This is a genomic window from Agrobacterium rosae (assembly GCF_002915175.1).
Taxonomy (GTDB): domain Bacteria; phylum Pseudomonadota; class Alphaproteobacteria; order Rhizobiales; family Rhizobiaceae; genus Agrobacterium; species Agrobacterium rosae.
The window spans coordinates 768,865-780,679 of sequence record NZ_NXEJ01000008.1; the positions used below are offsets into that span (position 1 = coordinate 768,865).

Consider the following 11,815-nt stretch of genomic DNA (forward strand, 5'->3'; position numbering starts at 1 on the left):
TCGAGCAAAATCTGATCATCACATCGGCTCAGGCCGGATCGGCACCAATCACGACTGGGCGCTTTGGATCGCTGACCCATGCGGACCATGATCCGGGATACATGGCCGCATCTATGCCGATAGAGGCCAGCGCCAGAACGGTGTGCGCCGCGGACATTCCAGCCCCGCAATAGACACCGACCGGCCTGCTGCCATCGGCACCCAGCACCCGGTACATTTCCCGCAACGTCGCATCATCGGTGAAATTTCCGTAATCTGTCACATTGTCTGGTGCCGGCGCGCTCAACGCATGGGGAATGTGACCACGCGGCGGCTGGCCGGGTGCCACCTGTCCGCCAATATAGTTGGGCCTGATCCGCGCATCGAGAAGAACGCCCTCGGTCGCCATTTTCAAGGCGGCGTCAGCACCCAGTTCGGCCATGTGCCCGGGAGAAAGAACGATGTCGCTCGGCGTCACCGCCGTCTCTTGCTCAGTGACCGGCATATGGGCAGCCACCCAGGCCGGAAACCCGCCATCCAGAACCCGGACATCCGGCAATCCCGCCCATCGCAACACCCACCACGCCCGTGCAGCCGTCATGCTGCGGTCAGCATCGTAAACGACGATGGTGCTTTCAGGTCGCAGCCCCCAGGCGCGTGCCTTGTGCTGCAACTGCGCGATATCAGGCAATGGCCTTTGTCCGCCCTCGAAGCTCGCCGGGGACTGGAAATCGGTGTAGGCCTGGGTATCGACCGCGCCTTTGATCCTCAGTCCCTTGAACGAATCCTGGCCGGTGTAGGGATTGATGGAGTGCACGGCGATGATCGTGACATCGGTACCGGACGACAGCATCTCCTGCAACTGCACCGGCGTCAGCAGAACCGATATGCGCGTGGTATCAGACATCGTGGTCTCCGAATGGGTTGGCTGATAAGGTCGATCGTCTCTCATCATGATAAGGTTATCCATCGTGCAGACGATGACAAGAGATAAATATCTCACGTGATATTCCACGAGATATTTTTGTTGACATCTGCCGGTTCGCACTGTGCAATACCAGTCGGTGAAGCATTGCACGATCCGGAGTATGGAAGTTTGACAGTTCTTTCCGTCGAAAATCTGACAACCGCCTTCCGCCGCAACGGCATCTGGAACGCCGTGGTCAACGATGTGAGTTTCAGCATCGATGCCGGTGAGACGGTGGCTATCGTCGGCGAGTCCGGTTCCGGCAAGAGCGTGACGGCGATGTCGATCATGCGGCTGCTACCGGAGCGCACATCCCGCGTCACCGGCACGGTAAAGCTGGGAGACACGGATATTCTGTCCCTGCCGGAGCGGCAGATGCAGGACATTCGCGGCAATGACATTACCATGATTTTTCAGGAGCCGATGACGTCGCTGAACCCCGTTCTGTCGGTGGGCCGGCAGATTGCCGAAGCCATCATCCGGCATCGCGGACTGTCGAAGGCACAGGCGCGCAGCGAAACCGTGAAGCTGCTGGAGAGAGTGCGCATCCCCGCCGCATCCAGCCGTTTCGACGAATATCCGCACCAGCTTTCCGGCGGCATGCTTCAGCGCATCATGATTGCCATGGCACTGGCCTGCCGCCCGAAACTGCTGATCGCGGACGAACCGACCACGGCACTCGACGTCACGGTCCAGGCCGAAATCCTGCAACTCATCAAATCCTTGCAGGATGAAGACAACATGGCCGTGCTGTTCATCACACATGACATGGGCGTGGTGGCCGAGATTGCCGACCGGACCGTGGTCATGTTTCGCTCGCGCGCGCTCGAAACCGGAAAAACCGAACAGATATTCGCAAATCCTATCAATATATATACGAAGGCCCTTCTGTCCGCTGTTCCACGGCTGGGGTCGATGCAGGGCAAGGATTTTCCGGCAACATTCCCGCTGACCGATACGGATACGGGCGTGGCTTCCACCGAGCGCGAGATTTCGGGAACGGTTGAGGCCAACAAGCCGCCGATCCTCGAAGTACGCAATCTCGTCACCCGTTTCGACATCAAATCAGGCCTTCTCGGCCGCGTGAGTGGTCGCGTTCATGCCGTGGAGAATATCTCCTTCGATCTGCATAAGGGTGAAACCCTGTCGCTGGTGGGCGAATCGGGTTGCGGAAAATCCACCACCGGACGCTCGGTCCTGCGGCTAATCGAACCCGTCAGCGGCTCCATCCGCATCAACGGCAACGACATCGGCGCACTCGATCCTGCACAGTTGTCCAGGCAGCGCCAGCATATGCAGATGATCTTTCAGGATCCGTTCTCCAGCCTCAACCCGCGCATGCGTGTGGGTGAGGCCATCATGGAGCCACTGGTCTCGCACGGTCTGGCGTCGGCGAAAGAGGCCCGCGACAGGGCGACGGACCTGCTGGTACGTGTCGGCTTGCAGGCCGATATGGCCCGGCGTTTTCCGCATGAATTCTCAGGCGGACAGCGCCAGCGCATCAGCATCGCACGCGCGCTGACGCTCAATCCCGGTCTCATCGTGGCTGACGAAGCCGTGTCCGCGCTGGATGTCTCGATCAAGGCGCAGGTCGTCAACCTGATGATGGAGCTTCAGGAACAGCTGAAAATCGCCTACCTCTTCATCAGCCATGACATGGCTGTGGTGGAGCGCGTCAGCCACCGGGTGGCGGTGATGTATCTGGGTGAGATCGTTGAAATCGGCACGCGTGCGCAGATATTCGGCAATCCGCAACATGCTTATACGCGAAGGCTTCTCAGCGCGGTTCCAATCGCAGACCCTGCAAGACGCCATCTGCGCAAGGTGGCGGAAGGCGGAGAGATCGGCAGCGCTGTGCGTCCGGTCGATTACGTGCCGGTGGCAGCACGCTATGCGGAGCCTACACCCGGTCATCTCGTCAAGGTCGCTTGAAAGGTGTGCGTATGCCGCCCGAATTGCGTTTAAACGAGGCCTTAAAGCGTCAGGCCGCCTTGCCCGGTCGCGATCAGCGCGCCCAGAAGGCCAGCGCGTGTGTTTTCGTTGTGCTTGACAATGACCTGCTGCGCCATGTCGGCATCCCGCTTGCGCAAGGCCGCGACGATGCGGTGATGATCGACATTGGTTTCCGGATTGATGTCGCGCACGCGTGCGCCCATGTAGAACAGTCGCGCGCATTCCTCCAGATGGCTCATCACCAGCGAATAAAGGCGCGGATTGCGAGAGCCGCGCGCAATGGCGGAATGGAACTCCTGATTGGAATCCACGAAGGTTTTCGTGCTGATTTCCTCGCCGATTACATAGGTGACATCCGCCAGTTGATCGAGCGCGTCCAGTTCGTCATCGCTCAGGTTTTTGGCAGCAAGAGCCGCCGCGGTGCCTTCCAGCATGCCGCGAATGGCGAAGAGGTCGTTCATGTCCTTCACGGTCACGGGCGTGACGCGGTAGCCCCGTCGCGGATAGGCCTCCATGAAACCCTCGACGCAAAGCCGCGCAAGCGCTTCTCGCACCGGCGTCTTGCTGACGGAAAGCTGCTCGGCAAGCTCCGGTTCGGACACATCCATGCCCGGTGCCAGTTCTCCGGTGATGATCCGTTCACGCAAAACGGCATAGGCTTTTTCGGTAAGAGACTTGCTCCGCTTATCGCCCGACACGTCCGCTTTGTTCAAAGTCACTCTCCAGTTTCGCATAGACGCGCCGCACTTAAGCAGGTCGTCGCCAGCATAGGTCAGTCGTCGCGTCATTGCCATGCACGCATTCTGCCATGATTTCATCACCAACAGAACTTTGACAACCGGCGACGCACTGATATACTACGTAATATATTTTAGAGATACAATCCTCGCACACGCCCACTCCGCAGGTATCGTCTTGTCCGAAATTCTCGTCATCAATCCCAACAGTTCCGTTTCCGTCACGCGCTCCATGGAAGCTTGCCTGGGCCTCGTGCGCGCGGCCACGCGTCATGACATCCGCTGCACGGAGCTTGCCAAATCACCCGCCGGCATCGAGACGGATGCGCATGTTGCCCAGGTCATTCCCAACATCATCGAAGCCGTTGCCGACGCTTCTGCCGATGCCTTCGTGCTCGCCTGTTTCTCGGACCCCGGCATTGCGACGGTTCGAAAAACCACGACGCGCCCGGTCGTCGGCATTGCCGAAGCCGCCTATCTGGCAGCGCTTGGCCTTGGAGAGCGCTTCGGCATCATCTCGCTTGGCCAATCCTCCATCGACCGGCACCTGCGATATCTGAAGCATCTGGGCTTCGAAGGTCGTCTGGCCGGCGACCGCTCCATCGACAAAACGGTGGTCGAACTGATGGCGGGAGACGTCGTCGAAACCGTCTCGCGCACCGCCAAGCTGCTGCGCGATGAGGATGGTGCCGATGTGATCATTCTCGGCTGCGCCGGCCTTGGCGGATATCGCCGCGCGCTCGAGGAAACACTAGGTCTAACCGTCATCGATCCGGTTCAGGCCGGTGTGGCGCTGGCCTGCACGACACTGGATCTGCACTATGGAAGGCAAGCGTCATGAGCTATGATATCGTGATAACCGGCACTGTCGTTCTGCCGGATGGTCCGCTGGAAAACGGCTGGATTGCCATAAAGGACCGCAAGATTGCCGCCATCGGCACCGGTGACGTGCCTGATGCAACCGAGCGCTTCGATGCCGGAGAAGACCTGATCATTCCCGGTGTCATCGATGGGCAAACCCATGCCTGTAGCTATGGCGGTCTTCCTGGCATCGGCTCGACAACACGCTCGGCGGTCGCTGGTGGCATCACCACCATCGTGGATATGCCCTATGACAATCCCGATCCGCTGAACACGGTTGCGAGACTGGATGCCAAGATTGCCGCGATCGAAGAGCACGCCCATTGCAACGTGGCACTTTACGCCACAGTCATGCCGGACCAGTCGACGAAGGACATCGACGGCCTTATTGCCGGTGGTGTGGTGGCGTTCAAGATCTCGACCTTCGAAAGCAGCCCGACGCGCTTTCCCCGCATTTCGTCCAACCAGACGCTGGATATCTTTTCCGCACTGGCAGATACGGATATTCCGCTTGGCGTGCACAATGAAGATCAGGAAATCGTTCGCGCCCACATCGCCGCCGCCAAGGCTGCCGGTCGCGATGGCATTGAGGCACATTCCGCCAGCAGACCACCAGCGGCCGAAATGGCGGCAACGGCGCAGTTTCTGGAACTCGGTGCCGCCGCAGGCGCACATGCGCATATCGTCCACCTGACGACGACACGTGGCTTCGACATTGTCGAAAACTACCTGCTGGACGGTTTCCGTGCCACGGGTGAACTGTGCGTGCACTATCTGTGGCTGGACCCGGAAATCGATGGCCCCGAACTCGGTGCAAAAATGAAGGTGAACCCGCCCATCCGCCCCGGCCAGATCGAGGCGCTGTGGGAAGATGTGGCCAATGGCCGGGTGGCCTTCGTCAGTTCAGACCATTCCAGCTGGCCCGTCGACAACAAATTCACGCCGTCCATTTTCGAGGCCGGTGCCGGTGTGCCGGGCCTCGAAACCCTGCTTCCGGCATTCTACACGGGTGCGGAACTCCGTGGTTACGATGCCGCGACGATGACGGTGGAGCAACTGTGCGAAAGGCCTGCCAAATTCTTCGGCCTATGGCCCGAAAAAGGCGCATTGCGCGTGGGTTCGGACGCCGATATCGCAATCCTCAAGGCGGAACCGCAAATATGGGATTCGTCCAAGGCGCATGATGAACTGTGCTGGAGCCCGTTTGACGGACGTGAATTTTCGGTTCGCGTGGTCCGCACCTATGTCGGTGGCAAGCTAGCCTGGGATGGTGCCGCCATCGTCAATGCAGCCGGTGACGGAAAATATGCCGCACGCGGCACATCCAGCTGGTTTGAAAATTAAAGGAGAACGACATGCCATTGATCAACAACCAGACGTCAGGTGTTTTCGTCATTGCCTGCACACCCTTCACCGAAAGCGGCGCAATTGATGTCGCCAGCGTCGATAGCATGGTGGATTTCTACTACGGCAAGGGCGCGGACGGCCTTACGATCCTTGGCATGATGGGCGAAGCGCCAAAACTGACACAGGCCGAATCCATTGCCATCACCCGCCAGACACTGGCGCGTTCCGCAGATAAGCCCGTCGTCGTCGGCGTCTCGGCACCGGGTCTTGCAGCCATTGGCGAAATGACCAAAGCCGTCATGGACCTCGGCGCAGCCGGTGTCATGGTTGCACCGCCATCCAGCCTGCGTACCGACGAGCAGATCATCGGCTATTACCGCAATGTGGTCGAGGCAATCGGAACGGACGTTCCCGTCGTTCTGCAGGATTTCCCGCTTGTCACAGGTGTGCAGATTTCATCGAACACGCTCGGTACCATCTTCGAAGCGCATCCCAGCATCGTGATGCTCAAGCATGAGGATTGGCCCGGATTGCAGAAGATCAGCGATCTGCGGGATGCCGAGGCCAAGGGACGCCGCCGAACCTCTATTCTGTGTGGTAATGCGGGTGTTTTTCTTCCGGAAGAAATGCAGCGCGGCGCAGATGGCGCAATGACCGGCTTTGCCTATCCCGAAATGATGGTTGAGGTTTGCCGCCTCAGCAACGAAGGCAACCCTGACGCCGCACAGGATCTGTTCGACGCGTATCTTCCCCTGATGCGTTACGAACAGCAGCCGGGCCTTGGCCTTGCTATCCGCAAATATGTCTTGGCCAAACGCGGCGCTATTGCCAGCGGTGCCCAGCGCCGTCCCGGTGCCGCGCTCAACGCACAGGCCATTGCCGAAGTCGAACGGCTGATGGCACGCCAGGAACGCAAACTTGAGGCTTTGAAATAATGGATTATCTGATTGCCGGCAAAACCGCCCTCGTTCTGGGCGCCAGCCGCGGACTGGGTGCCGCTATCGCCAAGGCGCTTGCCGCTGAAGGCGTCAAGGTCTTCGCCGCCGCGCGCAATGTGGCAGCGATGGAAAAGATCGACAACATCACGCCTCTCACCGTCGATCTATCGGACGAAACATCCGTTGCAGCGATGATTGCCACCATCACTGCGGCGGGTGGCGTCGATATTCTCGTCAACAACTCCGGTGGCCCGAAGGCCGGACCGGCTGCCGGTCAGTCCAAAGAAAGCTGGGCCAGTGCCTTCGACAGCATGGCAACCTCCATCTTCACCGTGACCGACGCTATGCTGGAAGGCATGATTGCGCGCAAATGGGGCCGTATCATCACCATCGGTTCCTCCGGTGTCGTGCAGCCCATTCCCAATCTGGCGCTCTCCAACGGTATTCGCGCTGCGGTGTCCGGCTGGTCGAAGACATTGGCCGGCGAAGTTGCCCGTCATGGCATCACCGTCAACATGATCCTGCCCGGTCGTATCGATACCGACCGCGTTCGGGAACTGGATGCCGGCAAGGCAGAAAAGACAGCAAAGACGATCGAAGCCGTGCAGGAAGCTTCGCGCGCGGAAATCCCAGCGGGACGTTACGGCAAACCAGAAGAATTTGCAGCGGTCGCCGTCTTCCTTGCAAGCGCGCAGGCAAGCTACGTCACCGGTTCGGCCATACGGGTCGATGGCGGCATGATCAAGGGGTTCTAAGACGGATGGTTGATTTCGACAGGGTGGTTGAGCGGCGTGGTACTGGCAGTTCCAAATGGAGCAAATATGGTGCCGATATTCTGCCCATGTGGGTGGCCGACATGGATTTCCCATCGGCTCCCGAAATCGTCGATGCCATCAAATCCCGTCTGGAGCACCCCTGCCTGGGTTACGGCGTAGCGCGTGACGAGTTGCGCGCCTGCATCGTCGCCGATCTGCACGCCAAATATGATTGGACGATCACCCCAGAGGACATCGTTTTTCTGCCTGGCGTCGAACCGGGCTTCAACATGGCGCTGAAAGCCATGCTCGCTCCTGATGATGGCGTTCTCGTTCAGACCCCGGTTTATCGCCCCATCCTCAACGCTCCCGGCCATTGGGATATGAAGCGGATCGAAGCGCCGCTGGTCGCCACCGATTCAGGTTATAAACTCGATTTCGGTGACTTTTCTGCCAAACTGAAACAGTCGAAGGCCTTTTTGCTCTGCAATCCGCAGAACCCGACGGGCAAGGTTTTTACGCGCGAGGAGTTGAGCGCGATTGCCGCCCTTTGCGGGCGCCATGATACGCTGATCATTTCCGACGAAATTCACTGTGATCTGCTGTTTGACGGCAGAAAGCATGTTCCCATCGCCTCTTTGTCGCCCGAAGCCGCTAACCGGACGATCACGCTCATGTCGGCAGCAAAGACCTATAATATCGCTGGCCTGAAAACTGCCTTCGCTATCGTTCAGAACAGGGAGATGCGCGAGAAATATTTGCAATATCGTCTCGGCATGGTCGATAGCGTCAACATACTCGGCCTCGAGGCCACGTTAGCAGCTTATAGGCATGCCGACACCTGGAAGTCGGGCATGCTCTCCTATATCCAAGCTAACCGTGATTTCCTGACGACCCAACTCGCAAAGCATGTTCCGCAAATCCGATTGATCAAGGCCGAGGCGACATTTCTTGCTTGGCTGGACTGCTCCGCGCTCGGTCTCCAGCCCGATCCCCAGAGCTTCTTTCTGGAGCACGGCAAAGTTGGTTTCAGCGCCGGCTCCGAATTTGGAGCCGAGTTTTCGAACCATCTGCGCGTGAATTTCGGTTGCCCTCGCGCGTTGCTGGAAGAAGGTCTTCAAAGAATGGTGCGAGCGCTGGAAGTCCGCACCTGATTGCAAGAGATCGATAATCGACAAGTTCACTTGAAAGCCAATCGCACCGCATCCAGCCTGCGGAAAATGGATGTTTCCCGACGTATCGCGCGCACAAGGCGGACTGAACTTTAAGCATCATGCCGTCTATGATGGTCACGACCGAATACCCCTTCTGTTTTTTACAGGTAGATGATGCAAGCACCGCCCGAAACTTTGCTGCAATGCATCGCTTCTTGATGGGACGATTCAAGAGGCGGGATTCATAGAGAGCCGTCACTCGAAGAGATTCCAAATACGGACCAGGTTCCGTTCTGATTGCATTTGGCGGTGCAGGCAGAGCCTAGCGGAGTTTTCGGTTTTCTTTGTCTATCTACCTGCTAATGCTCAATTTATTGGCATCATCCCAGACGAATAAAAGGCATCTGCACAGACAAAAAGCGTCTTCTAAAAAGAGATGACGAGTCTTCTAAAAGTGGCTTTACAAATGATATAAAGTGATAACAATAGGAAGAATAACGCGACGCCTTCGCTGGGGAAACGGCCTGTGTTCAGGCCGTGTGGAGGGTTGCGATGCACAGGAGGTCGTCATGGAAATCTCATCGCTTACCGCCCGTCAACTGTACGAGCAGGCTAAAGCAAATCCTGCGCGCAAACGGTTTGGGTTCGGCAGAAAGCCGATGCTGATCAACATCGATTTGCAGTGCGCCTACACGTCTCTCGGTGAATTCATCACCACTTACGAAACGGACCCTCGACAGCTTGACTACGTCAACACGCTTTCCGGTCTGGCTCGTGAGAAAGGCCTGCCAGTCACATGGACCTATGTGGCCTACATGGAGTCCGGGGAGGATTGCGGTGTCTGGGGCACGCGCACCAATACGCCGGATTCCCTGCAAAACATCAAGGTCGGTTCGCGCCGGGCCGAGTTCGATCCACGCCTGAAGATCGATCACGTCAAGGACATCATCATCAACAAGCGCATGGCATCGCCGTTCCATGAGACCAATCTTCAGTCGCTGATGGTCTGGCACCAGTGTGATACGGTTGTTTTAACGGGTGGATCGACGTCAGGTTGTATTCGCGCCTGCGTGGTCGATTCCATCTCGCGTGGCTATCGTGTCATCGTTCCCGAGGAGTGTGTGGCCGACAAGCATGAGAGCCCGCATTTCGCCAATCTCTATGATATCGCAGTAAAATATGGCGACGTGATCCCGGTTTCGGATGCCATTGCCTGGTACGAGGCCTATCAGCCGGAGGTTCGCTGAGATGGCTGCTGAAGAGACCGCCATGAAATCGGATCTAGGGCTCTACGATTACCTGCCCTGGCAAAACCGCCCCAAGATTGTCTGGCCCGGCAACAAGAAGATCGCAGTCTGGATCGCGCCGAATATAGAGTTCTACGAATACAACCCGCCCAACAATCCCACCCGCACACCGTGGGCGCGGCCCAACCCGGATGTTCTGCAATATTCTCACCGGGATTACGGCAACCGTGCCGGTTGGCAGCGGATGATGGCGGCGATGGACAAGGCCGGCTTTCGCGGCTCCGTCTCGCTTAACGTTGCGCTGTGCGACCACCACCCTGAAATCATCAAGGTCTGTGCGGATCGTGGCTGGGAGTTCTTTTCCCACGGCATCTACAACACCCGCTATGTCTATAATCTCGATATCGAGCAGGAACGCGCTGTGATCCGCGATGCCTTCGATACGGTGCGCAAACATACGGGTCAGGAATTGGCTGGGTGGCTATCGCCGGCATTGTCCAACAATTTCTGGACGATGGATATTCTGTCGGAAGCGGGCATTCAGTACACCTGCGACATGTTCCATGACGACCAGCCGATGCCGGTCAAGGTCAAGTCCGGTAAGCTGATTTCAATGCCGTACTCGCTCGAGATGAACGACGTCATCGTCTACAACAGCCAGAAGGTCACCCCGCGCCACTACGGCGAAATCATCAAGCGGCAGTTCGATCAGCTATACAAGGAAGGCAACGAAAGCGGCACGGTCATGTGCATTCCGCTGCATCCCTATCTCGTTGGCCAGCCACACCGCATCGATGCCTTTGCCGAAGCCATCGAATATATCGCAGGGCATGACGGCGTGTGGCAGACGACAGGGCGCGAAATCGCAGCTGCCTATCATGCCACTGGTGCCTATGATGCCATGAGCGCTGCCATGGTTACCCATAATTCCGGGAAGGGAGCGCGCTGATGTCTATGCCTGAAGACTATCTCAGCTATCCCGCCCGCCGTTATGGCATGGATCATGATCGTTACGAGTGGAGCGACCTTTTCACCCGCAAGCCCATCTCGTGGCCCGATGGTGCGCGTATTGCCCTCTCCATCGTCACCCATGTCCAGCATTTTCCGCTCGACATGCCCTCAAAGCCATTCAAGGCACCGGGCGCCTTGTCCATGCCTTACCCGGATTTTCGCTATTACACGAACCGTGACTACGGTAACCGCATCGGCATTTTCCGCATTCTCAAGCTGCTTGCGGAAAAGGAGCTGGAAGCCAGCTTTGCGATCAATGGCGTGATTGCGGCGCGTTATCCGGCGCTGATCGACGCTGTGGTGCGGGGCGGACATGAAATCATCGCCCACGGTCTGGATATGGGCAAGGTCCATCACTCCGGCCTTGGCGAAGACGAAGAAAATGCCATTATCGCCGAGGCCTTGAGCCTGCTTCGCGAGGCGAGCGGTCAGAAGGTTGAGGGTTGGCTGTCGCCGGGTCGTGCGCAGGGCTTCAACACGCCTGATCTGCTGGCGCGCAACGGTGTTGCCTATAGCCTTGATTGGGCAAACGACGATCTTCCCTATGAGATGCAGACGAAAAATGGATCGCTGCTCGCCATGCCCATGGCTTACGAGACTGACGACCGGGTGGTGGCTGACGAATATTTCCAGTCAGAAGCCGAATGGGTGCAGCAGGTCAAGGACCGCTTCGACGTACTGTACCGCGAAAGCGCCCAATATGGCGGTCGCGTCATGAGCCTGCCGCTGCATAGCTGGGTGTCTGGTATGCCGTATCGCGTCGAATATCTGCGTCAAGTGCTCGATTACATTCTGTCACATGAGGGCGTGTGGAATGCACCCGCGGGTGACATCTGTGCGTCGTTTCGTGCTGCTGGCTAAAACCG

General features: G+C 57.9%; 11 protein-coding genes. 9 read left to right on the forward strand and 2 right to left on the reverse strand.

Going from position 1 to position 11,815, the window contains the following annotated elements:
• Window positions 1–28 precede the first annotated feature (28 nt).
• Window positions 29–886: a sulfurtransferase gene (locus tag CPJ18_RS19255; protein ID WP_077102568.1), complete on the reverse strand. Its 858-nt coding sequence runs from the start codon at window positions 884–886 to the stop codon at window positions 29–31.
• Window positions 887–1,075: 189 nt separating this feature from the next.
• On the opposite strand from CPJ18_RS19255, the gene CPJ18_RS19260 reads away from it, so the two are divergent.
• Window positions 1,076–2,878 carry an ABC transporter ATP-binding protein gene (locus CPJ18_RS19260; RefSeq protein ID WP_103586167.1) on the forward strand — a complete coding sequence of 601 codons (1,803 nt, stop codon included), beginning with the start codon at window positions 1,076–1,078 and terminating at the stop codon, window positions 2,876–2,878.
• 41 nt (window positions 2,879–2,919) lie between these two features.
• Here CPJ18_RS19260 and CPJ18_RS19265 read toward each other — a convergent pair whose 3' ends face one another.
• Window positions 2,920–3,612 (reverse strand): GntR family transcriptional regulator, encoded by a 693-nt coding sequence (locus CPJ18_RS19265; RefSeq protein ID WP_083716329.1) that lies wholly within the window; start codon window positions 3,610–3,612, stop codon window positions 2,920–2,922.
• Between the two features lie 202 nt (window positions 3,613–3,814).
• Here CPJ18_RS19265 and CPJ18_RS19270 point away from each other — a divergent pair, with 202 nt between their 5' ends.
• From CPJ18_RS19270 to CPJ18_RS19305, 8 genes are all read left to right on the forward strand, one after another.
• Window positions 3,815–4,477, forward strand: a complete 663-nt coding sequence (locus tag CPJ18_RS19270; protein WP_077102825.1) for an aspartate/glutamate racemase family protein — start codon at window positions 3,815–3,817, stop codon at window positions 4,475–4,477.
• A complete protein-coding gene (locus CPJ18_RS19275) occupies window positions 4,474–5,841 on the forward strand; it encodes a dihydroorotase (RefSeq protein WP_077102571.1) in 1,368 nt (455 codons plus the stop codon). Before CPJ18_RS19270 ends, CPJ18_RS19275 begins: the two co-directional genes overlap by 4 nt.
• Window positions 5,842–5,852: 11 nt before the next feature.
• Entirely contained in the window at window positions 5,853–6,779 is a 927-nt protein-coding gene (locus tag CPJ18_RS19280; RefSeq protein WP_077102573.1) for a dihydrodipicolinate synthase family protein, read from the forward strand.
• On the forward strand, window positions 6,779–7,537 hold the full coding sequence (locus CPJ18_RS19285; RefSeq protein ID WP_077118513.1) for an SDR family oxidoreductase: 759 nt from the start codon (window positions 6,779–6,781) through the stop codon (window positions 7,535–7,537). Before CPJ18_RS19280 ends, CPJ18_RS19285 begins: the two co-directional genes overlap by 1 nt.
• A gap of 5 nt (window positions 7,538–7,542) precedes the next feature.
• Window positions 7,543–8,691: a MalY/PatB family protein gene (locus CPJ18_RS19290; protein WP_103586171.1), complete on the forward strand. Its 1,149-nt coding sequence runs from the start codon at window positions 7,543–7,545 to the stop codon at window positions 8,689–8,691.
• Between the two features lie 569 nt (window positions 8,692–9,260).
• Window positions 9,261–9,938, forward strand: a complete 678-nt coding sequence (locus CPJ18_RS19295) for an isochorismatase family protein (protein ID WP_103586173.1) — start codon at window positions 9,261–9,263, stop codon at window positions 9,936–9,938.
• A 22-nt stretch (window positions 9,939–9,960) separates the two neighbouring features.
• Window positions 9,961–10,887 (forward strand): polysaccharide deacetylase family protein, encoded by a 927-nt coding sequence (locus CPJ18_RS19300; RefSeq protein ID WP_077118646.1) that lies wholly within the window; start codon window positions 9,961–9,963, stop codon window positions 10,885–10,887.
• A complete protein-coding gene (locus tag CPJ18_RS19305) occupies window positions 10,887–11,810 on the forward strand; it encodes a polysaccharide deacetylase family protein (RefSeq protein WP_077118515.1) in 924 nt (307 codons plus the stop codon). Before CPJ18_RS19300 ends, CPJ18_RS19305 begins: the two co-directional genes overlap by 1 nt.
• Window positions 11,811–11,815: the final 5 nt, after the last annotated feature.